Below are 24,473 nucleotides of genomic sequence, written 5' to 3' on the forward strand. Positions count from 1 at the left end.
TGACTCATGACGATCGAACAACAGATCCAAACCCCGGCGCCGAGCACCCCGGCCTGGGCGATGCTGCGCACCCTCGGCGGCATCGCCATGCTTTCCGGGTTGCTGGTGGTGCTGGTCTATCAGTTCACCCTGCCGATCATCGCCGAGAACCAGCGGCGGATGACCGAGAAGGCGGTGTTCCACGTCCTCGACGGTGCGGTGGCCAAGCGCGACTTCGTGCTCACCGCCGAGGATGCGCTGGTGCCGGCGGGCGAGGGCGCCGAGGGCGTCCATCTCTATGCCGGCTACGATGATGACGGCGCGCTGGTGGGCGTGGCCTTCCCGGGCGCCGCGCGCGGCTACCAGGACGTCATCCAGTTCCTCTTCGGCTACGACCCCGCCTGCCAGTGCGTGATCGGCAGCAAGGTGCTGAAGTCGACCGAGACCCCGGGGCTCGGCGACAAGATCTCCACCGACGCCGAGTATCTGAAGAACTTCGAGGCGCTCGATGCGCGGCTCGACGCCACCGGGACGGCGCTCGCCAACCCCATCGTCCCGGTCAAGCACGGCACCAAGACCCAACCCTGGCAGGTCGATGCCATCTCCGGCGCGACCATCACCTCCAACGCCATGGCGCGCGCGGTCAACGACGCCGCCCAGCGGGTGGTGCCGGTGCTGCAGCGCGAGCTGGCGCTCCTCTCCGAACCGAACCGTAGCGAGGGCCGATGAATGGCTGAACTGCCCAACCAACAAGAGAGCCTGTCGCTCGACACCTTCGTGCGCGGGCTGTGGGAAGAGAACCCGGTGTTCGTGATGCTGCTGGGCATGTGCCCGGTGCTGGCGGTGACCAACACCACGGTCAACGCCATCGCCATGGGCCTGGCCACCACCTTCGTGCTGGTGTGCTCGAGCCTGCTGGTGTCGCTGCTGCGCAACTGGATCCCCAAGCAGGTGCGCATCGCCAGCTACATCGTCATCATCGCCACCTTCGTCACCATCGTCGACTACGCCATCCAGGCCATCAGCCTCGAGCTCTATGCCGCGCTCGGCGCCTTCATCCAGCTGATCGTGGCCAACTGCGTGATCCTCGGTCGCGCCGAGGCCTACGCCTCCAAGCAACGCCTGCACACCACCCTGATCAACAGTCTCGGCATGGGCGCGGGCTTCACCCTGGCGCTGCTCAGCCTTGGCACGGTGCGCGAGGTCCTCGGCAGCGGCACCATCCTCGGCATCCCGCTGTTCGGTGCCGACTTCCAGCCCTGGGTGGTGATGATCCTGCCCCCGGGTGGCTTCTTCGTCCTCGGTGCCTGGCTGTTGTTGTTCAACTGGCTGCGGTTGCGCAAGGAGCGCAGACTGCAGGCCGCCGCCGCGGAGAGCGCATATGCACGCTGAACCCCTGTCGCTGATCTTCCTCAACGCCGCGGTCGTCAACAACTTCGTACTGGCGCTGTTTCTCGGCATCTGTCCCTTCCTCGGCGTCTCGGCGAAGAAGGAGACGGCCTGGAACATGGGCCTGGCGACCATGTTCGTGATGCTGGTGAGCTCGGCCGCGGCCTATGGCATCAACTGGGTGCTCGGCGAGCTGCAGCTCGAGTTCCTGCGCCTGATCTGCTACATCGCGGTGATCGCCTCGGCGGTGCAGCTGGTGGAGATGTTCGTCAAGCGTTTCAGCCCGGCGCTGTTCCGCTCGCTCGGCATCTTCCTGCCGCTGATCACCACCAACTGTGCGATCCTCGGTCTGGCGCTGTTCCAGACCGCCAAGGAGTACGACTTCGTGCAGAGCCTGGTCTATGCCGTCGGCGCCGGCACCGGCTTCACCCTGGCGCTGATGCTGATGGCCGGGCTGCGCGAGAAGCTCGCCCTGGCGCGGGTGCCCCGGGTCAGCGAGGGCGCGGCGATGAGCCTGATGCTCGCCGGGCTGCTCTCGCTCGCCTTCATGGGTTTCGCCGGGTTGGGTGGCAGCCATGGCTAGGCTGTTGCTGGTCCCGGTGATCATCTTCGTCGTGCTCGCCGGCTGGGTCGGGGTCCAGCAGCTGTACGCACGCTTCGCGCGGCGTCATCCGCAGCTCGGCCCCTACCGCCCCGAGGGCGGTGGCTGCTCCTGTGGTAGCGGTCACTGCGAGGTCGAGGTGGCCGTGCCCGGTCCCGTGCACGGCGAGTGCAACGCCGATCGCCACTGATCGGCGTCCCTCTCGCGGCCCCCAGGGGCCGCAGGACAGCGTTTAAGGAGCTGACATGAGTGAATCACAGGCCGCTGGCGGCCCGCAGACCGAGGCCCTGATCAAGGCCTCGCGGCGCATCACCCCGGAGGACACCGAGGAGGTCCGCCACCTCACCCTCGAGGTGCTCGATCCGGCCTTCCAGTTCGTCGAGGGCCAGAGCATCGGGGTGCTGGTGCCGGGTCCGCATCCCTTCGGCAACGCCGTGCACCTGCGTCGCTACTCGATCGCCAACGCCCGCCCCATGCCGCTCGACGAGGGGGTGGTGATCGAGCTGCTGGTGCGTCGTTGCTTCTATCTCGACGAGGTCAGCGGCGAGCGTTATCCGGGCATCGCCTCGAACTATCTGTGCGATGCCCAGCCCGGCGACAAGATCACCATCACCGGCCCCTATGCGAGCGCCTTCCGCATGCCGCTCGACAACCGGGCCAACCTGTTGATGATCGGTACCGGCACCGGGATCGCGCCCTTCCGCGCCTTCGCCCAGCACATCTACGAGCGTCGCGGCGACTGGAACGGTCAGGTGCGCCTGTTCTACGGCGGTCGCACCGGTCTCGACCTGATGTATGCCAACGACGAGACCTCGGATCTCGCCAACTACTACGACGAGAAGACCTTCAAGGCCTTCCGCGCGCTCGGCACCCGGCCGCTGATGCGCTCCTCCGAGGCGCTGGCGCAGGGGCTCGAGGCCCATGCCGAGGAGACCCTGCGGCTGATGCGTGAGCCCAACACCCAGGTGTTCATCTCCGGTCTGCGCAAGACCGCCGAGGCGTTCAACCGGGTGATGGCCGAGCAGGCCGGCGGCGAGGAGGCGTGGGAGACGCTCAAGCAGTCGCTGATCGACGATCAGCGCTGGTCCGAGCTCTTCTACGACTGAGGCCTGTCGTGGTCGGGGCGGGAGGCCCCGATCGACGACAGGCTTGAACCCGACCGCCGCGCTTGTCAGGCTGGCGGTCGGATCCAGCCCCATGTCGTCACCCGGCCAGGAGGCCGACGCCATGTCCGTCGTACCCCCCGTTCCGTCCACGCCTCATCATCTGTGGTCAGTGACGCGCCGTCTCTCGGCGTTGCTGTTGCTGGCGGCGCTGATCCCCTTCCTGCTGCGCTTCCCCGCCATCGCCCCCTGGTTGGCGCTGGGGCTGGCGCTCTACCTGCTGGTGCTGTTGCGCGACCCCGATGCCTGGCTGGTGGTGGTGCCGGTGGCGCTGCCGCTGCTCCAGCTCGCGCCCTGGAGCGGCTGGCTGTTCGTCGACGCCTTCGATGCGCTGCTGCTCTGCACCCTCGCCGCCGGACTGTGGCACGGTGGTGGCGGGGGCAGGGTGCGCCCGAGCGCCGGCGCCCGGTTGCTCCTGCTGCTGCTGATGGTGCTCGCCGCGATCGGCTGCTGGCGCGGGCTCGGTGGCGCCTGGCCGCAGCTCGATGCCAACGCGCTGGTCTCCTACTACAGCCCGCTCAACGCCCTGCGTCTGACCAAGGGGCTGGTCTGGGCGCTGCTGCTCTATCCGCTGTGGCTGGCCGCGCGCGGTCGCGATCCGGTACGCGCCGAGCGGCGCTTCATCGCCGGGGTGCTGATCGGGCTGCTCGGGGTCGCGCTGGTGGTGGTGTGGGAGCGCGGGGTGCTGCACCAGCTGATCTTCTTCGAGGGTCCCTATGCGCTGCTCGGCACCCTGCTCGACTTCTCCACCGCCTATCGCGTCACCGCGCTCTTCGCCGACATGCACGTCGGTGGCGGCGCGATCGACGGCTATCTCAGCCTCGCCTGGCCGTTCGCGGTGCTCGCCCTGCTGATGGCACGTTCGCGCTGGTGGGAGGGGCTGGCCGCCATCGTCCTGCTCGGCGCCTGTTATGCGATGGTGGTGACCTTCTCGCGTGGGGTCTATCTCGGGTTCCTGGCGGTGGTGGCGGCGGCCTTGCTGCTCGGCTACTGGCGCCAGCGTCGGGTGTTGTCGCGCGGGGCGGCGCTGCTCACCCTGGCGGCGCTGGCGGGCTCGGCGGCGATGGCGCTGTGGTCGTTCCGCTCCGGCGGCATGCTGGCGATGAGCTGCGCGCTGCTCGCCCTGGTGGTCGCGGCGCTGCCGGGCTGGCTCGCCGGTCTCGGGGTGTCCGTGCGCCGTCTCGACTGGCTGAGTGGTGCGGTGGTGCTGGCGCTGGCCGGGCTGGCCGCTCACGGCGCGGCGACCAGCAAGTGGACCAGCCTGCCGCTGCCGCTGGCAATGGCGATCGTCGTCGCCGGCGTGGCGCTGCTGGCGGTGATCGGCTGGCGGCTCGAACGCGACTGGGGCGCGCGGCTGGCGCCGCGCCATCGCATCCTCGCGATGATGCTCTGGTGCGTGGTCCTCGGGGCCTTCATCCCGAGTCTCTTCGGCAGTCGCATGGAGGCGCGCTTCGCCGAGGCCGGGAGCGATCTGCAGGCGCGGCTGACGCACTGGCAGGAGGCGCTCGCGGTCGTGCCGGCGGACTGGCCGGACCGGTTGCTCGGGATCGGCGCCGGGCGTTTCCCCGAGCGCTATCTGTGGACGCGGCGCGATCCCCAGGCGTTCGGTACCCTGGGGATCGGCAGCGAGGCGGGCAATCGTTATCTGCGTCTCTCCGGGGCGCGCGGCATGCGGCTCGGACAACGGGTGCGGCTGCGGCCGAATACCGCCTATCGGCTGCGCCTGACGGTGCGTACCGAGGCCCCCGAACTCAAGCTGCAGCTGCGTCTGTGTCACCGTCAGATGATCGCGCCGAGCGAGTGGAACCCACGCTGTGTCACCTTCTCCCCGATGGTGACCGACACCGAGGGCGCCTGGCGAGCGCTGGAGTTCGTCTTCGACAGCGCCAACCTCGGCTCCTTCGAGCAGGCACTGCGCGCACCGCTGCTGCTGACCCTCGCCAATCGCCGCGAGTACCGCCTGCTCGAGCAGCCGCAGACCCTGGTCGACATCGACGACGTCTCGTTGCAACGGCTCGAAGGCGGACGCGAACTGGTGCGCAACGGCGACTTCGGTGCGGGGATCGACCATTGGCTGAGCTATTCCGACTTCGACCACCAGCGTTGGCACACCGATAACCTCTGGGTCCATCTGCTGGTCGAGCGCGGCCTGCTCGGTCTCGCCGTGCTGCTGCTGTTGTTGCTCGTCGCCAGCCGAGGTCTGCTCGCCGGGCGGGTCGTCTCGCCGGCCTTCGGGATCACGGTCTGGCTGGCCCTGCTCGGCTTCCTTGCGGTGGGGACCTTCGGCACCCTGCTCGATGCCCCGAGGGTGGCGCTGCTGTTCTATCTGCTGGCCTTGATGGGACTGCCGCTGCAGGTCGAGACGCCGCCGTCACGTCGACGCAGCGTGGCTGTCGAGGGTTGATTCCGCTTGCCTCGGCGGGAGTCGAGCCTCTACCCTAGTTGGCCGAGTCCCACCGACTTGAGGAGTCGTGTTCGCTATGTCGATCGCCACGGAATATTTCGCCTTCCATCGGCAGTTGCAGGAACGCGGGGTGGTGTTCTCCTTCGCCGGTTATCTCTCCGAGGGGATCCTGTTCTCGCTGGGCGAGGCGCTCAAGCAGAAGATGAGTCTGGAGGATGCCGACTCGCGGGTGATCAAGCGGGTGTTCTCGATCTTCGTCGAGCAGGTGCAGAACATCATCCGCTACTCGGCCGAACGGGTCGAGGGCAACCTCGGCAAGCCGGTCGAACTCAGCTCGGGGATGGTCGTGGTCGGTCGCGAGCGCGACCGCTTCTTCGTCGTCTGCGGCAACATGGTGTGTCGTGACGAGGCCGCCGAGCTGCAACGCCGGCTCGAGCAACTCGCGTCGATGGACAAGGACTCGCTCAAGTCCTATTACCGCGAGCGGTTGCGCGCCCCGGTGGAGGACGATAGTCGGGGGGGCAACATCGGTCTGATCGAGATCGCGCGTCGTTCGACCGATCCGATCGAGTTCGGCTTCGTGGAAGTCACCGAGGATCGCTCCTTCTTCTGTCTTAAGGCCTATATCTGAGTGAAGGATGGAGACGTTGGAGACGCTGTATCGCGCACCGACCGAACGCTCGCCGCTGCTTGAGTTCGATTTCGCCAATCGCCGTCTGCGCATCGAGGGTGAGTCCTACCCCGAGGATGCTGCTGCTTTCTTCGGTCCGGTGATCCAGGCGCTCGACGCCTTTCTCGCCACCGACTCGACTCAGCCCCCCGCGCTGCTGGTCGAGCTGCGCATGTCCTACTTCAACAGCAGCAGCGCCAAGGCATTGATGAACATCTTCCAGCGCCTGGAGCGGGCCGCCGGCGCCGGGCGCGGGGTGCGCATCCGCTGGCACTACCATGTCGAGGACGACACCATGCAGGAATTCGGCGAGGACTTCAGCGAGGACTTCGAGCACGCCGTGTTCGAGCTCTGCGAATTCGATGATGACTGACCGGCACCGATCATGAGCGCCGATGAGCCCGAGGAAGAGTTCTCGCTCTATGCCCACGAGCAGGCGGTGATCCGTCAGGCCGAGGCGATGCTCGAGCGTCTCGACGAGGTCGCCGACGGGGTGCGCCAGCTCGCCCGCGCCTATCAGGACGGCTATCACGAGTCGCGTCGGCTGGTGCGCATCAGCGATCGCATGCAGCTCGACCTGCACGACGCCAACCGCACCCTGTCGCTGCAGGCGCGCGAGCTCAACACCCTCAACGCCACCCTGGTCAAGGAGATCGAGCGGCGCGAGCAGCTCGAGCAGGAGCTGCGCCGGATCGCCTCGGTCGACGAGCTGACCGGGCTGCACACCCGTCGTCACCTGCTCGAACTCGGCGAGCACGAGCTCAAGCGCATGGCCCGTCATCGGCGCGGTCTGTCGGTGCTGTTGCTCGACCTCGATCACTTCAAGCGGGTCAACGACGCCCACGGTCATGTCGCCGGCGACCGGGTGCTCGAGCACTTCGGCACCCTGTTTCGCAGCGCGCTGCGCGAGGATGACGTCCCCGGGCGTTTCGGCGGCGAGGAGTTCATGGCGGTGCTCCCGGAGATCCGCCTGGAGGCCGCCGCCGAGGTCGCCGAGCGGCTGCGCGTGCGGGTGGCCGAGGCCGAGACCCAGTGGAAAGGCGCGCGGCTGCGCGTGACCGTCAGTATCGGCGTCGCCGAGGTCGCCATCGACGAGTCGCTGGAACGGGCGATCGCGCGTGCCGACCGGGCGCTCTACGCGGCCAAGCGCAACGGTCGCAACCGCGTCGAGTTGGCCGAGGCCGAGTTGCCCGGTGCGACCGAGCAGGGCGTTCCAGACGCATGATCGCGCGGCTGGTCGCACTGCTGCTGATCCTGCTCCCGGGGGGCGCGCAGGCCGCCGGGGAGCGTTATGTGATCGGGGTCGAGAACATCGACTATCTGCCCTATCACGCCGCGCATACCGGACGCTTCGAGGGGTTCGCCCGCGAGCTGTTCGACGCCTTCGCCGCCGCCGCCGGGATCGAGTTCGACTACAAGCCGCTGCCGGTGCCACGGATGGTCGTCAGCCTGCTGCGCGACGAGGTCGATTTCATCTATCCCGACGACCCCGACTGGCGCAGTGCGGCGCGCAACGGTGAGCGTTTCCACTTCAGCACTCCGGTGGTCTCCTACACCGACGGCACCCTGGTACGCCCGGACCAGTTGGGTGCGGGCCCCGAACGGGTGCAGCGCCTCGGGATCGTCGTCGGTTTCACCCCCTGTGCCTGGCAGTCGCGCCTGGAGACCGGCGCGCCGGTGCTGCGCGAGAACGCCGGCTTTGCCGCGCTGCTCAATCAGCTGCACAGCGGCCGGATCGATGCCGCCTATGCCAATGTCGCGGTCGCCGCCGAGCAGTCGCGCCGGCTGTTCGGTCGCGCCGATGCCCTGGCCTTCGATCCCGGGCTGCCGCTGGCACAGGGTGAGTACCGTCTCTCCACCCGGGCGCACACCGGGTTGCTGGCGCGCTTCGACCGCTGGTTGGCGACCGAGTCGGCGCGGGTCGAGGCGATCAGACGCGCCCATGGTGTCGGCACCGTCGCCCTGGAGGCCCATTGAACACGTCCCTGCAACAGGGCGCAGCCCCGCCCGAAATCCCGTTCTGGCGCGGGCTGACCTTCCGCCAGGCGGCCGTCACCCTGGCGGTGGTGTTGCTGCTGGGGATGCTGGTGGGGCTGCTCGAGCTCTTCCTCGACTGGCGCGGGATGCGTGCCGATGTCGAGCGCGACCTGCGCGAGACCCTGACCCTGGTCGAGGGCTCGGCCTCCGAGGCGCTCTATCAGCTCCATCCCGAACTCGGTCGCCAGCTCGTCGACGGACTCTTCGCCCGCGCCTCGATGCGTCGCGCCGAGCTGCGCGACGACTTCGGTCGGGTGCTCGCAGAGCGGGTGCGCGAACCGACGGCAAGCGCGCTGGCCGAGGACTGGTCGTGGCTGTTCGCCGATGTCACCCGGATGCGTCTGACGCTCGACTACGGCTTTGCCGGGGCCGATGCGGAGCCGGTCGGGGTCCTCGAGGTCGAACTCTCGGCGGCGGTGTTGACCCAGCGCTTCCTCGCCCAGGCCGGTCGCGATGCGCTGCTCGGGCTGGCGCGCGCGCTGGTGATCTCGGCGCTGGTCGCGCTGCTCTTCTATCTGATGATCACCCGCCCGCTGGTGCGCCTGGCCGGGGCCATCGCGGCGGTCGACCCGACGCGTCCGGGGGCGTGGACGCCGCCGCACCTGCCCCATCATCGCGGCGACGAGCTCGGGTTGCTGCGCGCGCGTCTCGGTGAGCTGTTCGCCGCCTCGCAGCGGGGGCTCGATCAGCGCGATCGGGCACAGGCCGAGCTGACCGCGCTCACCCAAGAGCTCGAGGCGCGGGTGCGGTTGCGTACCCGGGAGCTCGAGCAGCAGCGCGATGCCCTCGAGCAGGCCTTCGCCGAGCTCGACGCCGCCCACCAGGAGCTGGGCAAGGCCAATCGCATGGTGCTCGAGAGCATCCAGTACGCGCGGCGCATCCAGACGGCGATGTTGCCCGACAAGGGCGCGCTGGGCGACGGGGTGCGCGAGATCCAGGTGTGCTGGGAGCCGCTGCACCTGGTCGGCGGCGACTGGTTCTGGCTCGAGCGGCTCGACGACGAGCGTTATCTGATCCTGATCGCCGACTGTACCGGGCATGGTGTGCCGGGGGCCTTCATCACCCTGGTGCTGGCCTCGGCGATGGCCGATATCCTGCGCGATCATGCCAGCGCCGACCCGGCGACCATCCTGTGCGCGATCGACGCCGTGGTGCGTACGCGACTGCGTCAGGATCATCCAGAGGCCGAGTCGGACGACGGTCTGGAGGCGGCGGTGGCGATCTGGGAGCCGGCGCGCGCCGAGCTGAGCTTCGCCGGCGCGGGTATCCCGCTGCTGTGCATGGATCCTGCCGGACGGGTGGAGACGATCCGCGGCGCGCGCGCGCACCTCGGCTATCGCAGTCTGCCAAGCCCAGGCGAGATCCCGGTGCACCGCATCGCGGTGGCGCCGGGGGCGCGCTTCTATCTGCTCACCGACGGCATCTCCGATCACATGGGCGGGCAGCCGCGGCGGCTGCTCGGTCGCCGCCGTCTGGCGGGTTGGCTGGAGCGCCACGCCGAACTCGGTCTGGCCGAGCAGCTCGCCGCCGTCGAGCAGCTGCTTGAGGACTATCGGGGCGACGAGCCGCGGCGCGATGACATGACCTTGATCGGCTTCCAGCCGCGCTGAGTCGGACGACCCGGTTCAGCGATCCGGTTCAGCGGATGATGTCGGTGATCCGCCACTCGCGCCCCTCGAGTTCGAGACGCACATGGGTCGGCGCCTTGCCGAGTTGGCCGATACGCACCAGGAAGCGGTCGTAGGACTCGAAGAAGGCGTAGTCGATGCCGGCGAGCAGATAGGGCGGGGTCTGCGAGGTGGCACGCCCGACCGCCTCGCGCAGCGTCTGCCGCGCCCAGGGCAGGGTGATGGCCTGTTCGAGCGCGGCGTCGCCGAGTTCGCCGACGTTCTGGCGCAGCCAGTGCATCACCCCGCCGGCCTCGCCCGCCGGCAGCATGCCTTCGACGCCCGCGGCGATCCGCGCCTTGTAGTTGGCGCGGATCGCCGGCAGGTCGACCAGGGCCGCCAGCTCGGTGGTGTCCTCCTGGTTGATGGCGTCGTCGAGCTGGTAGACGGCATAGTAGGGCCACAGCCCGTAGCCGAGCAGGGCGAGCAGGATCAGATAGCCGAGAAAACGCATCGTCGCTCCTTCATCAGGTCAGGGCGGGGAATCGATGGGGCATTCTAACCGCAAGCATCGTCCCGATATAATCACCCATCCGAGACCAGCCCGAGGTGACCGTGGACGACCCGACCCCCAATCCGAGCCTGCAACCCGACCCCGCGACCGCCGGGCTCCGTGTCTATCTGGTCGGTGGCGCGGTGCGCGACCGGCTGCTCGGGCGGGTGGTGCGCGAGCGCGACTACGTGGTGGTGGGCGCGCGCGCCGAGACCCTGCGCGCGCGCGGCTTCCAGCAGGTCGGCAAGGACTTCCCGGTGTTCCTGCATCCGCTCACCAAGGACGAGTACGCGCTCGCCCGCACCGAGCGCAAGACCGCCCCCGGCTATCACGGCTTCACCGTGCACGCCGATCCCGAGGTCACCCTCGAGCAGGACCTGTTGCGGCGTGATCTCACCGTCAACGCCCTGGCCGAGGACGCCGAGGGCGGCATCGTCGATCCCTATGGCGGGCTCGCCGATCTCGAGGCGCGGGTGCTGCGTCACGTCTCCCCGGCCTTCGCCGAGGACCCGGTGCGCATCCTCCGCCTGGCGCGCTTCGCCGCGCGCTTCGCCGACCTCGGCTTCACCGTCGCCGCCGAGACCCAGACGCTGATGCGCGAGATGGTCGCCGCCGGCGAGGTCGACGCCCTGGTCCCCGAGCGGGTGTGGCAGGAGCTCTCGCGCGCGCTCTGCGAGCCCCGGCCCTCGCGCTTCTTCGAGGTGTTGCGCGAGTGCGGCGCGCTGGCGCGGCTGCTGCCCGAGCTCGATCGGCTGTGGGGGGTGGCGCAGCCGCTCAAGTGGCACCCCGAGGTCGATACCGGGGTGCACGCGATGCTGGTGCTCGACATGGCCGCGCGGCTCTCGCCGCTGCTCGAGGTGCGCTTCGCCGCGCTCTGTCACGACCTCGGCAAGGGCACCACGCCGGCGGAGATCCTGCCCAGCCACCACGGTCACGAGGCGCGCAGCGTCGAGCTGCTCGAGGCGGTCTGCGACCGCTTCCGGGTGCCCAACCGCTGTCGCGAGCTGGCGCGCATCACCGCCGGGCAGCACGGGCTGGTGCACAAGGTCGAGGAGCTGCGCGACACCACGGTGCTCGATCTGCTCGAGCGCACCGATGCGCTGCGCCGGCCCGAGCGTTTCGAGCAGATGCTGATCGCCTGCGAGGCCGACTTCCGCGGTCGCACCGGCTATGCCGAGCGCGACTACCCGCAGGCGGCGTTGCTGCGCCGATTGCAGGCGGCGGTCGCCGCGCTCGACGTCGGTGCCATCGCCCGCGCCGCCCCCGAACCGCGGTTGATCGCCGGGCGCATCCGCGAGGCGCGACTGGCGGCGATCAGGACGGCGCGACAGGGGTGAGTCCCCTGGTTTGTCCTCGGCGCCGCCTTGGCGCATCATGATGGGTTTCCTTGCGTGTCGACCCCTGACGTATCGAGAATCATGAGCGAGACCATCAGCTATTCCGCCGAGGGCCTGGAGCAGCGCCCACTCAAGGCCTTCACCGAGAAGGCGTATCTGGACTATTCCATGTACGTCATCCTCGATCGCGCCTTGCCCCATGTCGGCGACGGTCTCAAGCCGGTACAGCGGCGCATCCTCTATGCGATGTCCGAGCTGGGGCTGTCGGCGACGGCCAAGTTCAAGAAGTCGGCGCGCACCGTCGGCGACGTGCTCGGCAAGTTCCACCCCCATGGCGACTCGGCCTGCTACGAGGCGATGGTGCTGATGGCGCAGTCCTTCACCTATCGCTATCCGCTGGTCGACGGCCAGGGCAACTGGGGCTCGCCCGACGATCCCAAGTCGTTCGCGGCGATGCGTTATACCGAGTCGCGTCTTGCGCCCTATGCCGAGGTGCTGCTCGACGAGGTGGGGCAGGGCACGGTCGACTGGCAGCCGAACTTCGACGGCACCCTGGAGGAGCCGCGTCTGCTGCCGGCGCGTCTGCCCAACCTGCTGCTCAACGGCGCCACCGGCATCGCCGTCGGCATGGCCACCGACATCCCGCCGCACAACCTCTGTGAGCTGGCGCGCGCCTGCACCCATCTGCTCGAGCACCCCGAGGCCGATGTCGACGCGCTGATGCGTTTCGTCCCCGCGCCCGACTATCCCACCGAGGCCGAGATCGTCACCCCCGCCGCCGACCTGCGCAAGCTCTACCACAGCGGTGGCGGCAGCGTGCGGCTGCGCGCCCGTTACGAGGTCGAGCGCGGCGACATCGTCATCACCGCGCTGCCGCACCTGGTCTCGGGCAGTCGCGTGCTCGAGCAGATCGCCCAGCAGTTCAATGCCAAGAAGCTGCCGATGATCGAGGACTTCCGCGACGAGTCCGATCACGAGTTCCCGACCCGGCTGGTGATCGTGCCGCGCTCCAACCGGGTCGATATCGCGCGGCTGATGTCGCACCTGTTCGCCACCACCGATCTCGAGCGCAGCTATCGCGTCAACATGAACATGATCGCGCTCGACGGTCGCCCGCGGGTGATGAACCTGCGCGAGATCCTCGTCGAGTGGCTCGCCTACCGCACCGAGACGGTCCGCCGCCGCCTCAACCACCGGCTCGACAAGGTGCTCGAGCGCCTGCATCTGCTCGACGGGCTGCTGATCGCCTTCCTCAACCTCGACGAGGTGATCGCCATCATCCGCACCGAGGACGAGCCCAAGGCGGTGCTGATGGCGCGCTTCGCGCTCACCGAGACCCAGGCCGACTACATCCTCAACACCCGACTGCGCCAGCTCGCGCGGCTCGAGGAGATGAAGATCCGCGCCGATCAGGAGACGCTGAGTGCCGAGCGCGATGAGTTGCGCGCCATCCTCGACGACCCCGCGGCGCTGCGCCGGCTGCTCGCCGCGGAGTTCGCCGCCGACGCCGAGCGCTACGGCGACGCGCGGCGCTCGCCGCTGGTCGAGCGCGCCGCGGCGCACGCCATCGACGAGACCGAGCTGGCGCCGAGCGAGCCGGTGACCGTGGTGCTCTCGGAGAAGGGCTGGGCGCGCGCGGCCAAGGGGCACGACGTCGATCCGGCCGGGTTCAACTATCGCTCGGGGGATCGCTTTCTCGCCGCGGCGCGCGCGCGCAGCAATCAGGCGGTGGCCTTCCTCGACTCGCGTGGGCGCAGCTACAGCCTGCAGGCCCACACCCTGCCTTCGGCACGCGGCCAGGGCGAGCCGCTCACCGGGCGTTTCGACCCGCCCTCGGGGGCGCGTTTCGTGGCGGTGCTGGCCGCCGTCGAGGGGCGCTATCTGCTCGCCTCGGATGCCGGTTACGGCTTCCTCGCCCGCGCCGCCGACCTGGTGGCCAAGCCCAAGGGCGGCAAGGCGGTGCTGACCTTGCCCAAGGGTGCCGAGGTGCTCGACCCGGTGGCGGTCCCGGCGGTCGAGGGCGCGCTGGTGGCGGTGGCCAGCAGCAGCGGTCATCTGCTGCTCTTCCCCCTCGAGGAGCTGCCGGAGATGAGCCGGGGCAAGGGCAACAAGCTGATCGCCATCCCCACTGCCCGCGCCGCCGCGCGCGAGGAGCTGATGGTGGCGATGGCGGTGGTCGCGCCCGATGGCGTGCTGCGGGTGCGCGCCGGCAAGCGCGAGCTGACGCTCAAGGCGCGTGATCTGGAGGCCTATCGCGGTGATCGCGGTCGTCGCGGTCGGTTGTTGCCGCGCGGCTTCCAGCGGGTCGAGGCGCTGAGCGCCGAGCGCTGATCGCACACGGGGTGCGGCGCACTCGCCGAGTGCGCCGGGGGCAGGGTGAGGCCCTGCCGGTGATGCGTCGCGTCGAGGCCGGTGGCAGGCAAAAGGAGGTGACGATGCTCGATGGAAACCGCTCGACGATCCTGCTCGTCGATGACTCGCCCGAGAACCTGGTGGTGCTCAGCGAGCTGCTGCAGCCGGAGTTCAGGGTGCGCGTGGCCATCTCCGGCGAGAAGGCGTTGCGCGTGGTCAGTCGCGCGCCGCTCCCCGATCTGGTGCTGCTCGATGTGATGATGCCGGACATGGACGGCTATGCGGTGTTCGAGCGGCTGCGCGCCGATCCGCTGACCGCCGACACCCCGGTGATCTTCGTCACCGCGATGGACAGCGACGAGGCCGAGACCCGCGGACTCGACGTCGGTGCGGTCGACTATATCGCCAAGCCGGTCAATCCGCGCATCCTGCTCGCCCGTGTCCGTACCCAGCTCGAACTCAAGCGCGCGCGTGATCTGTTGCGTGACCACAACGCCCAGCTCGAGCTGGAGATCAGGCGGCGGATGCGCGACAACGTGCTGACCGAGCAGGTCAGCATCCTCGCCCTGGCGCACCTGGCCGAGATCCGCGATCCCGAGACCGGTAACCATCTGCGCCGCACCCAGCGCTATGTCCACGCCCTGGCCAGGCAGCTACGCGAACACCCGCGTTTCGAGACCTTCCTCGCCGGGCGTACCATCGAGGAGCTGGCGCGCTCGGCACCGCTGCACGATATCGGCAAGGTCGGTATCCCCGATCACATCCTGCGCAAACCCGGTCGTCTGTCGGCCGATGAGTGGGAGGTGATGAAGACCCATGCCAAACTCGGCAGCCTCGCCATCGAGCAGGCCGAGCGCGATGCCGAGCGTCCGGTCGAGTTTCTCGCACTCGCCAAGGACATCGCCCACTATCATCATGAGAAGTGGGACGGCAGCGGTTATCCCGAGGGGCTCGCCGGGGATGCCATCCCGATCGCCGCGCGACTGATGGCGCTCGCCGATGTCTTCGACGCCTTGATCTCGCGCCGGGTCTACAAGGCGCCGATGGGATTTGCGGAGGCGCGCGACATCATCCTCGCCGGTCGGGGCACGCACTTCGACCCGGATGTCACCGATGCCTTCATGGCGCGCTTCGATGAGTTCTGCGAGATCGCCACGCGATTCGGCGAGATCGAGGCATGAGTCCGCGACAGTCGTGACGGCGGGTCAGTGATTCGCGGCGCCCGCTCCAGTGCAGCCCAATCAAGCATTCAGATGGAGGTGAAGGCGATGGCGCGATCATGGGATAGCGGCTCCGCAGCGGGTCATCACGCCAGGGCTTTCCGGGTGAACGCCCGTCGATGAAGACCGATCAGGGGCGCGCCACCGCCGGGGGGCAGGGACATGCCGGGCGCCGGTGGCCGATCGGATATGTCATCGTCGCCGGGTTGTGGGTGCTGTTCTCCGACCTGTTGCTGGTTGCGCTGGGTGGTGGGCCGCCCTGGCTGGTGATGGCGAGCGTGCTCTCCGGCGCCCTGCTGGTCGCCGCCAGCGCGCTGCTGTTGCTCGTCGCCGCGGACCGGGCGCTGGAACCGGCTCCACCGTCCAGGTTGCCGCGTGCGCAATGGCCGCCGGTGCTGTTGATGCTCACGGCGATCGTGTCGCTGGCGATCACCGGGGGCTGGTTCTCCTACGAGCACCAGCGCACGACACTCGCCGAGACCCTGCAGACCATCGCCGAGCTCAAGGTGCGCCAGGTCGAGCACTGGCTCGACGAGCGCCTCGGTGACGCGCGGATGATCCAGACCAGCCGGCTGTATGCCGGGCTCTATCGCGACTGGCGGGCCGGTGACGCCGCCGTGGGCGAGGTGTTGTGCGCACGGATCCTCGAGTATGCCCGTTTCAACAATTTCGGCGAGGCGCGCTTGGTCGGCCCCGAGGGTGATCAACTCTGTGGTGCCGGTGGTCCCGGGGCACCGCTGCCAGGGTTGCTCAGCGAGGCGGTGGCTCAGGCCGTCGCCGTGCGGCAGGTCGTGGTGCAGGGGCCCTATCGCGATGCCGGCGACCGTCTTCATGTCGACTTCCTGGTGCCGCTGCCGCTCGATCAGCAGGAGTCGCCGCCGGTGGCGGTGCTGCACAACGATCCCACCGAGAACCTCTATCCGCTGCTCTCCTTCTGGCCGCTGCCGAACTCCTCGGGCGAATCGCTGCTGTTTCGGCGCGAGGGCGATGCCGTGGTGTCGCTCAACGCCTTTCGCTATCGCCCGGACAGTGCCGCGCGGTCGCGGACCCCGCTGACTGCCGAGCGGGTGATCGCAGTGCAGGCGATGCTCGCCCCGGAATTGCTCGGCACCCTGGTCGAGGGGGTGGATTATCGCGGGGTGCCCTCGCTCGGCGTGGTGCTGTCGGTTCCCGGGGTGGACTGGTTCCTGGTCGCCAAGGTCGATCGTCGCGAGCTGTGGGCCGGGGTGGTGCGCGATGTGCGCTGGATCGTGCTGGCGGCGCTGCTGGCGGCGCTGATGGTCCTGGCCGGCGCGGCGCTGTTGCGCCAGCGTCAGCGCCTGCTCTATGCCGAGCGGCTGCGTCATTCGCACGACGAGCGGTTGCGCGCGCTGAACCTGCTCGGGGCGATCGCCGAGGCCTCGCCCGATGCCATCTTCGCCAAGGATCTCGAAGGGCGTTATCTGCTCTTCAATCGCGCCGCCACCACCCTGGTGGGATATCGCGCCGAAGAGGTGCTGGGTCAGGACGACCGGCTGCTGTTCCCGCCCGATCAGGCCGCTCAGGTCATGGCCAGGGACCATGACACCGTCGCCCGCGGGGTCAACACGACCTTTCTCGAACACCTGAGCTGCGCCGCCGGCGAGCGCATCATGCAGACCACCAAGGGGCCGCTGCGCAACGGGGATGGCGAGGTCATCGGGGTGTTCGGGATCGCGCGCGACATCACCGAGATCCACCGTGCCGAGCAGGCCCAGGCCGACGAGGCGCTGATGCGCAAGATCCTGATCGAGCAGTCGCGCGATGCGATCGTGATACTCGACCAGGACGGCGGTGTGCTCGAGGCCAACGAGAGCTTTGCCGGGATGCTCGGCTGTTCGCTCGAGGCGGCGCTGCAGCTGCGGCTCTGGGAGTGGGATCCGGACTGGTCGCGTGAGCGGACGCTGGAGGTGCTGCAGCGCTTCGAACTCGGCTCGGGCATCCTCGAGACCAAGTGGCGCCGCAGCGATGGCCAATGCATCGATGTCGAGGTCGCCTTCAATCAGATCGAGCATCGCGAGGTCCGGCTGGTGTTCTGTGTCTGTCGCGACATCACCGTACGCAAGCGTGCCCAGGAGGAGGTGACACGGCTCTCGCGGGTGATCGAGCAGACCCAGGAGAGCATCGTCATCACCGACCTCGAGGGTCGTATCGAGTTCGTCAACGACTCCTTCCTGCGGACCTCGGGCTACACCGAGGCGGAGGTGCTCGGCAAGAACCCGCGGCTGCTGCGCTCGGGCAAGACCTCGCACGAGACCTATGTCGAGCTGTGGCGGACGATCACCGGCGGGCGTTCGTGGAGCGGTGAGTTCGTCAATCGACGCAAGGACGGCGAGGAGTTCATCGAGTTCGCCATCATCAGCCCGATCCGCCAGCCCGACGGCCGCATCAGCCATTACGCGGCGATCAAGACCGATGTCACCGAGCGGCGCCATATCGAGCGCGAGCTCGCCGAGCACCGCGATCATCTCGAGGAGCTGGTGGCCGACCGGACGGTGGAACTCGAACGCGCGCGCGAGAGCGCCGAGGCGGCCACCCGTGCCAAGAGTGCCTTCCTCGCCAACATGAGCCACGAGATCCGCACCCCGATGAACGCCATCCTCGGGCTCACCTATCTGCTCCAGCGCGACGAGCTGGCTCCCTCGCAGAGCGAACGGCTCGACAAGATCAGCGGCGCGGCACGTCACCTGCTGTCGATCATCGACGACATCCTCGATCTCTCCAAGATCGAGGCCGGACGGATGGAGCTGCACCAGCTCGACTTCCCGCTGCTCGCGATCCTCGATCACGTACGCTCGCTGATCGCCGATCAGGCGCGGGTCAAGGGGCTGGCCGTGGAGATCGATTGCGACGATGTGCCGCACTGGCTGTACGGCGATCCGACGCGGCTGCGCCAGGCGCTGCTCAACTATGCCGCCAATGCCGTCAAGTTCACCGAGCACGGTCGCATCGCGCTGCGTGCGCGGCTGCTCGAGCAGCATGCCGATGAGGTACTGGTGCGTTTCGAGGTCAGTGATACCGGTATCGGCATTACGCCGGAGCAGCGCGTGCGCCTGTTCACCGCCTTCGAGCAGGCCGACGCCTCCACGACCCGTCGTCACGGTGGGACCGGGTTGGGGCTGGCGATCACCCGACGTCTGGCCGAGCTGATGGGCGGCGCGGTCGGGGTCGATAGTCAGCCCGGTCACGGTAGCACCTTCTGGTTCACCGCCCGGTTGCAGCGCGGGCGTGGCAAGGTGCCGCCGCAGCTCGATGTCGTCGCGCCGTCCCAGGAGGCGGAGCTGCGCGAGCGCTTCTCCGGGACCCGCTTGCTGCTGGTCGAGGACAATGTGGTCAATCGCGAGGTGGCGCTCGACCTGCTGCAGTCGGTCGGGCTCCGGGTCGATATCGCAAACAATGGCGCCGAGGCGGTGGCCAAGGTCGGGGTGGAACGTTATGCGCTGGTGTTGATGGATGTGCAGATGCCGGAGATGGACGGTCTGGAGGCGACCCGCCGGATCCGCGCCCTGGAGCTGGAGCAGCAGCCGGCGATCCTGGCGATGAGCGCCAATGTCTTCGACGAGGACCGGCAGCAGTGTCTGCGGGCCGGCATGAACGACTTCGTCGCCAAGCCGGTCGATCCCGACACCCTCTACGGCATCCTGCTCAAGTGGCTCTCGAATGGTGCGCCGTCCATCGAGTCGGCCCGCCCCCCGCTGCCCGAGATCGTGCCCGACGATACCGCGTTGGCCGCACGGCTGGCGGCGCTTCCGGGCATCGACGGGCTGCGCGGGTTGAGCGCGGTGCGCGGCCGCACCCAGTCCTACCTGCGGCTGTTGCGGCTCTTCCTGCGTGATCATGGCCGGGAGCCGGAGCGCATCGCCGAGGCCTTGGCCCGTGATCAGCTGGCTCACGCCCGTCAATTGGTGCATGCCTGCAAGGGTGCCGCCGCGACGGTGGCCGTCGATGCCGTGACCGAACCGCTGATCCGGCTGCTCCCGCTGATCGAGCGCGACAGCGAAAAGACGCGCCAGCGGCGTGCCGAGCTGCTGGTCGAACTCGAACGGGGGCTGCGCCTGGTCGAGCGTGGGCTGGATGAACTGGCGGCCGAAGGGCAGGATGAGCGCGTTGCGATCGATGATGCGGTTGACCCCGGTCACTTCACCTCGACCCTCGACGAACTCGAACGCCTGCTGCGTGAGGATGACGCCGCCGCGTTGCACTTGCTCGAGGAGGCCGAACCCTTGTTGCGTGCGGCGTTGGGGGATCGATTGCGCGCGCTCGCCCACGAGATCGAGCGCTTCGACTTCGATGCGGCCCTGGTGACGCTGGGTGCGGCGCGCGCTCGGATGACCCCGGGGGAGCGCTGAGTCTCGGGATGCGCCGGCGCCGGGCGGGGAGGGGGCTCGATGGAGGCTGACTCCAAGGGGGCAATGGGGCGGATGATTCAAATGGGCTTGACACGATCGGACTGAAGCCTTAAAGTTCCAGTCCTCGCCAGGGAGCGAAGGGCCAGGTCCCATCATCCCGACCCTCATGCCGAGGTGGCGGAATTGGTAGACGCGCATGGTTCAGGTCCATGTGGGCGAAAGCTCGTGGAGGTTCAAGTCCTCTCCTCGGCACCATATTCCAAGCTCATGTCCCAGTGACGTGACTGAAGCGAAAGAAGCAAACCGACCCAATGGTCGGTTTTTTCGTTTCTGCGTCCCGGCAAGGCGCTCCAGCGATCGCATTCATCGTCTCGGTGAGGCATGGTCGACGCGCGATCGGTATGATGGGCGCACCGTTGCGCCGCCGTCGGCGCGCATGTCCGATCATCCCGCCGTCACGGCCTCAGCGCTCTGGACCCATGACCCGTATCGACTTCTACACCCTTGCCGCGGACAGCAGCGGCGACCGCTTCATCTTCACCTGTCGCCTGCTCGAGCGCATCCGTGCCGAAGGGTTGCGCGTGCTGGTGTATTGTCCGGAGAGCGAGTGGGCGCGCCATCTCGACCGGCTGCTGTGGACCTTCCGCGAGGACGGTTTTCTGCCTCATGGGCTGGTCGGGCAGGTCGATGCCGAGTTCACCCCGGTGCTGATCGGCGCCGATCCGCGCCCGCCGGTGCCGACCGAGGTGCTGGTCAATCTTGCGCTGACGCCGCCGGACGACCTCTCGCCCTTCGCGCGGGTCTGCGAGCCGCTCGACCAGACGCCGAGCGTGCTCGAGGCGGGGCGGGCGCGCTATCGTCACTACCGCCAGCTCGGTCATCCGCTGGAGCATCATCAGGTGCGGCTCTGACGGGTTGCGGCGCGGCGCGACCCTGTGGTGGCGCGCGCAAAACCGTCGTCTCGATCGATCCTGGCGATGAGGCTCGGACAGCTCGCAAGCGAAGCGGCGACTTTTCGGCTAACATAGGGGTGCGACTCGATCGCTGCAGCGTCATTGGAATGACCCTGTGGTCGAGCGACTCGACGGATGCGATCGGGGAAGGGGGATCTCGGAGAGGAGATGGTGCCGAGGAGAGGACTTGAACCTCCACGAGCTTTCGCCCACATGGACCTGAACCATGCGCGTCTACCAATTCCGCCACCTCGGCATGAGGGTCGGGATGATGGGCCTTGGCCCGTCGCTCCCTGGCGAGGCGGCAAATAATAGTGAGACAAGCCGACCCTGTCAACGCTAAACTGGATTTTTTTCCGACAGACTGGATTCACGTGCCAAAAAGAAGACCCTCATCGACCGCGCGACACGCGGACCCGCATCGCCAGCGCGAGGCGAAGAAGTACGCAAACCCCATCCCCAGCCGCGAGTTCATCCTCAAACGCATGGAGGAAGCGGGCGCGCCGCAGTCCTTCGAGGAGCTTACCGGCGTGCTCGGGCTCGACGACGAGCAGGACCTGATCGCGCTCGAGCGCCGTCTCGGCGCCATGGTGCGCGACGGCCAGCTGGTGCGTAACCGCAACGACGCCTTCTGTCTGGTCAACAAGCGTGACCTGATCGCCGGACGGGTGATCGGCCATCCCGACGGGTTCGGCTTCCTGCGTCCCGACGCCGGTGGCGACGACCTCTATCTCTACAACAAGGAGATGCGCACGCTGTTCCACGGCGACCGCGCGGTGGTCCGGGTCAGCGGCCGGGATCGTCGCGGGCGGCTCGAGGGCGCGGTGGTCGAGATCCTCGAGCGCAACACCCGCTCGGTGGTGGGGCGGCTCTACAAGGAGAGCGGTGTCGGTTTCGTGATGCCCGACAACAAGCGTCTGGCCCACGACGTCATCATCCCCAGCGACCGCTATGCCGGCGCCGACCAGGGGCAGATCGTGGTCGCCGAGATCACCGACCAGCCGACCCGTCGCACTCAGCCGATCGGTCGTGTCGTCGAGGTGCTCGGCGACAACATGGCCGCCGGGATGGAGACCGACATCGCCATCCGTACCCACGACCTGCCGGTGGAGTGGCCGGTCGAGGTCGAGGCCGAGATCGCCGGGCTCTCCGCGGAGGTGCCGCAAGAGGCGAAGGCGGGGCGTGTCGACCTGCGCAAGCTGCCGCTGGTGACCATCGACGGGGCCGACGCGCGCGACTTCGACGACGCCGTCTACTGCCAGCGCACCCCCAAGGGCTGGAAGCTGCTGGTCTGTATCGCCGACGTCTCGAGCTATGTCCGCCCCGGCACCGCGCTCGACAAGGAGGCCTATGCCCGCGGCAACTCGGTCTATTTCCCCGACCGGGTGATCCCGATGCTCCCGGAGGTGCTCTCCAACGGGCTGTGCTCGCTCAACCCCCACGTCGATCGGCTGTGCATGACCGCCGAGCTCTATCTCAACGACGAGGGCAAGATGATCCGCAGCCGCTTCTACGAGGCGGTGATGCGCTCGCACGCGCGTCTGACCTACGACGAGGTCTGGGCGATGCTCGACGCCGGCGATGCCGAGCTCTGTGAGCAGCATGCCGAGGTGCTGCCCCATCTCCACGAGCTCTACCAGCTCTTCCTGGTGCTGCAGCGCTCGCGCGCCGAGCGCGGTGCGATCGACTTCGACACCACCGAGAGCAAGTTCGAGTTCAACGACCAGGGCCGCATCTCCGGCGTGGTCCCGGTGATCCGCAACGATGCCCATCGCATCATCGAGGAGTGCATGCTCGCGGCCAACGTCGCCGCCGCACGCTTCTTCGAGCGTCGCCGCATCCCGGCGATCTTCCGTATCCACGACACCCCCAGCGAGGAGAAGCTCAGCGACCTGCGCGAGTTCCTCGGTCAGCTCGGGCTGCGTCTGCCCGGCGGCGCCAAGCCGACTGCGGCCGACTACGCCGAGCTGCTCGACTACGTCAAGGATCGCCCCGATCGCCACCTGATCCAGACCGTGCTGCTGCGCTCGATGCAGCAGGCGATGTACAGCTCCGACAACGCCGGGCACTTCGGCCTCGCCTTCGACGCCTATACCCACTTCACCTCGCCGATCCGCCGTTACCCCGACCTCATCGTCCATCGCATCATCAAGCAGGTGCTGGCAGGCGCCACCGCGGCCGATCTCGACTACTCCAAGACCGAGCTGCAGCAGGCCGGCGAGCACTGCTCGGGCACCGAGCGGCGCGCCGACGAGGCCACCCGCGACGCCTCCGACTGGCTCAAGTGCGAGTTCATGCGCGACAAGCTCGGTCAGGAGTTCGACGGCACCATCACCAGCGTCAACTCCTTCGGCCTGTTCGTCGAGCTCGACGAGGTCCATATCGACGGTCTGGTGCACATCACCGCGCTCGACAACGACTTCTACCACTTCGATCCCATCGGGCACCGGCTCGACGGCGAGCGCACCGGCACCGTCTACCGGCTCGGCGATCGGCTGCGGGTGCAGCTCGCGGCGGTCAACCTCGACGATCGCAAGATCGACTTCGTGCTCGCCGAGTCGACGCGTCCCAAGCGCGCGCCCAAGCCCGGTGCCTCGCGCAACAGCCGCAAGCGCAACGGTCGCAGCCGCAAGCAGCGCGCCGAGGGTCAACCGCAGCAGCCGGTCGAGTCGGTCGAGCAGCCGGTCGTCGAACACTCGCCCGCGCCCGAGCTCGCCGCCGAGGAGACGCCGAAGCCGCGCAAGTCGCGCCGCAAGCCCAAGGGTGCGCGCCAACCCGCCGCGTCCGAGCAGACGCAGCAGGTGCAGCCGGAGCCCGCGGCCGAGCCCGCTCCCCAGGGTGAGCAGGGCGGGGATGCCCCCACGCCGGCGAAGAAGCGTCCGCGCAAGCGCAAGCCGAAGAAGACGACGCCCGAGTCCGTCGCCGCACCCGCGCAGCAGCCGGTGGCGCCGTCGGGTGATGAGGCCCCGAAGGCTGAGACCAAGGCGCGCAAGCCGCGCTCGCGCAACCGGCGCAAGCGCAACAAGAGCGGCAACGGTAACGGCAATGGCAACGGGGCCCCGCAGGCATGAAGGACTGTGCCGCAGTCGCCGGGATCCACAGCGCCCGCGCGGCGCTGAAGTTCGGCGCCGAGGGGGTCGGCGCGCTCTGGCTCGAACGCAGCCGGCGCGACCGTCGTCTCGGTGAGCTCGCCGAGCTGGCGCGCGCCGCCGGCGTCGAGGTCCGTCAGGTCGACCGCGACACCCTGGAGCGCGCCGCCGAGGGCGCCAACCACCAGGGCGCGGTGGCCTGGGTGCGGGTGCCCGCGGCGCGCGCCGAGGCCGACCTCGATCGTCTGCTCGATGCCCTCGAGGTGCCGCCGCTGCTGTTGTTGCTCGACGGCGTGCAGGACCCGCACAACCTCGGCGCCTGTCTGCGCAGCGCCGACGCCGTCGGCGTGCATGCGGTGGTCGCGCCCAAGGACAACGCCGTCGGGCTGACCCCGGTGGCGTGCAAGGTCGCCAGCGGTGCTGCCGAGACCGTGCCCTATGTCCAGGTCACCAACCTCGCACGCACCATGGACCGGCTCAAGGATCGCGGCATCTGGCTGATCGGCACCGCCGGCGAGACCGATGCCGAGCTCTATGGCGCCGATCTGCGCGGCCCGCTGGGGCTGGTGATGGGCCGCGAGGGCAGCGGGCTGCGCCGCCTCACCCGGGAGCGCTGCGACGCCCTGGTGCGGCTGCCGATGCTCGGTCAGGTCGAGAGCCTCAACGTCTCGGTCGCTGCCGGGGTCTGTCTTTACGAAGCGCTGCGCCAACGGCGCGGCTGAACCCATCGACGCGCCGCTCCGCCCCGTCAC

General features: G+C 68.6%; 19 protein-coding genes and 2 tRNA genes. 19 read left to right on the forward strand and 2 right to left on the reverse strand.

All coding sequences use genetic code 11. The annotated features are described in order from the left end of the window. Positions 1–6: 6 nt before the first annotated feature. The 11 genes from EDC29_RS16135 (at position 7) to EDC29_RS16185 (ending at position 9,853) form a co-directional block, all read left to right on the forward strand. A complete protein-coding gene (locus EDC29_RS16135) occupies positions 7–708 on the forward strand; it encodes an RnfABCDGE type electron transport complex subunit G (RefSeq protein WP_123141408.1) in 702 nt (233 codons plus the stop codon). Then, positions 709–1,371, forward strand: coding sequence for an electron transport complex subunit RsxE (rsxE, locus tag EDC29_RS16140; RefSeq protein ID WP_062272823.1), 663 nt, complete (start codon positions 709–711; stop codon positions 1,369–1,371). After that, positions 1,361–1,951 (forward strand): electron transport complex protein RnfA, encoded by a 591-nt coding sequence (locus tag EDC29_RS16145; RefSeq protein WP_062272825.1) that lies wholly within the window; start codon positions 1,361–1,363, stop codon positions 1,949–1,951. Before rsxE ends, EDC29_RS16145 begins: the two co-directional genes overlap by 11 nt. Further along, positions 1,944–2,159 (forward strand): hypothetical protein, encoded by a 216-nt coding sequence (locus EDC29_RS16150; RefSeq protein WP_123141407.1) that lies wholly within the window; start codon positions 1,944–1,946, stop codon positions 2,157–2,159. Before EDC29_RS16145 ends, EDC29_RS16150 begins: the two co-directional genes overlap by 8 nt. A gap of 55 nt (positions 2,160–2,214) precedes the next feature. Beyond that, a complete protein-coding gene (locus EDC29_RS16155; RefSeq protein ID WP_062272829.1) occupies positions 2,215–3,075 on the forward strand; it encodes a ferredoxin reductase domain-containing protein in 861 nt (286 codons plus the stop codon). Positions 3,076–3,196: 121 nt separating this feature from the next. Beyond that, complete coding sequence (locus EDC29_RS16160; RefSeq protein ID WP_132230603.1) at positions 3,197–5,536, forward strand: hypothetical protein; 2,340 nt, start codon at positions 3,197–3,199, stop codon at positions 5,534–5,536. A gap of 76 nt (positions 5,537–5,612) precedes the next feature. After that, positions 5,613–6,167, forward strand: coding sequence for a SiaB family protein kinase (locus EDC29_RS16165; RefSeq protein ID WP_123141405.1), 555 nt, complete (start codon positions 5,613–5,615; stop codon positions 6,165–6,167). A 7-nt stretch (positions 6,168–6,174) separates the two neighbouring features. Continuing rightward, entirely contained in the window at positions 6,175–6,579 is a 405-nt protein-coding gene (locus EDC29_RS16170) for a DUF1987 domain-containing protein (RefSeq protein WP_123141404.1), read from the forward strand. Positions 6,580–6,591: 12 nt separating this feature from the next. Beyond that, entirely contained in the window at positions 6,592–7,431 is an 840-nt protein-coding gene (locus tag EDC29_RS16175; RefSeq protein WP_123141403.1) for a GGDEF domain-containing protein, read from the forward strand. Next, complete coding sequence (locus tag EDC29_RS16180) at positions 7,428–8,183, forward strand: transporter substrate-binding domain-containing protein (protein ID WP_132230604.1); 756 nt, start codon at positions 7,428–7,430, stop codon at positions 8,181–8,183. Before EDC29_RS16175 ends, EDC29_RS16180 begins: the two co-directional genes overlap by 4 nt. Next, on the forward strand, positions 8,180–9,853 hold the full coding sequence (locus EDC29_RS16185; protein WP_242466006.1) for a PP2C family protein-serine/threonine phosphatase: 1,674 nt from the start codon (positions 8,180–8,182) through the stop codon (positions 9,851–9,853). Before EDC29_RS16180 ends, EDC29_RS16185 begins: the two co-directional genes overlap by 4 nt. Positions 9,854–9,881: 28 nt before the next feature. Here the strand turns inward: EDC29_RS16185 and EDC29_RS16190 are convergent, their stop codons facing one another. Continuing rightward, the gene (locus tag EDC29_RS16190; protein ID WP_123142668.1) at positions 9,882–10,364 is read right to left on the reverse strand and encodes a DUF2939 domain-containing protein; all 483 of its coding nucleotides are present in this window, start codon (positions 10,362–10,364) and stop codon (positions 9,882–9,884) included. A 101-nt stretch (positions 10,365–10,465) separates the two neighbouring features. Here EDC29_RS16190 and EDC29_RS16195 point away from each other — a divergent pair, with 101 nt between their 5' ends. The 6 genes from EDC29_RS16195 (at position 10,466) to EDC29_RS16220 (ending at position 20,590) form a co-directional block, all read left to right on the forward strand. After that, positions 10,466–11,740 carry a multifunctional CCA addition/repair protein gene (locus EDC29_RS16195; protein WP_223807025.1) on the forward strand — a complete coding sequence of 425 codons (1,275 nt, stop codon included), beginning with the start codon at positions 10,466–10,468 and terminating at the stop codon, positions 11,738–11,740. 81 nt (positions 11,741–11,821) lie between these two features. After that, entirely contained in the window at positions 11,822–14,071 is a 2,250-nt protein-coding gene (gene parC / locus EDC29_RS16200) for a DNA topoisomerase IV subunit A (RefSeq protein WP_132230605.1), read from the forward strand. 104 nt (positions 14,072–14,175) lie between these two features. Next, a complete protein-coding gene (locus tag EDC29_RS16205; protein WP_123141399.1) occupies positions 14,176–15,273 on the forward strand; it encodes a response regulator in 1,098 nt (365 codons plus the stop codon). 158 nt (positions 15,274–15,431) lie between these two features. Then, positions 15,432–19,679, forward strand: a complete 4,248-nt coding sequence (locus EDC29_RS16210) for a PAS domain-containing hybrid sensor histidine kinase/response regulator (protein WP_132230606.1) — start codon at positions 15,432–15,434, stop codon at positions 19,677–19,679. Positions 19,680–19,847: 168 nt separating this feature from the next. Continuing rightward, positions 19,848–19,934 (forward strand) — tRNA-Leu (locus EDC29_RS16215). Between the two features lie 224 nt (positions 19,935–20,158). Next, positions 20,159–20,590, forward strand: a complete 432-nt coding sequence (locus EDC29_RS16220; RefSeq protein WP_123142672.1) for a DNA polymerase III subunit chi — start codon at positions 20,159–20,161, stop codon at positions 20,588–20,590. Positions 20,591–20,801: 211 nt separating this feature from the next. On the opposite strand, the gene EDC29_RS16225 is transcribed toward EDC29_RS16220, so the two are convergent. After that, a tRNA-Leu gene (locus tag EDC29_RS16225) sits at positions 20,802–20,888 on the reverse strand. A gap of 118 nt (positions 20,889–21,006) precedes the next feature. On the opposite strand from EDC29_RS16225, the gene rnr reads away from it, so the two are divergent. Together rnr and rlmB are read left to right on the forward strand one after the other, a co-directional pair. Continuing rightward, positions 21,007–23,703, forward strand: a complete 2,697-nt coding sequence (gene rnr / locus EDC29_RS16230; protein ID WP_132230607.1) for a ribonuclease R — start codon at positions 21,007–21,009, stop codon at positions 23,701–23,703. Then, entirely contained in the window at positions 23,700–24,443 is a 744-nt protein-coding gene (rlmB, locus tag EDC29_RS16235; RefSeq protein WP_123141395.1) for a 23S rRNA (guanosine(2251)-2'-O)-methyltransferase RlmB, read from the forward strand. The genes rnr and rlmB overlap by 4 nt, the downstream gene beginning before the upstream one ends. The last annotated feature ends 30 nt before the right edge of the window (positions 24,444–24,473 follow it).

The organism is Marichromatium gracile (assembly GCF_004343155.1).
Taxonomy (GTDB): domain Bacteria; phylum Pseudomonadota; class Gammaproteobacteria; order Chromatiales; family Chromatiaceae; genus Marichromatium; species Marichromatium gracile.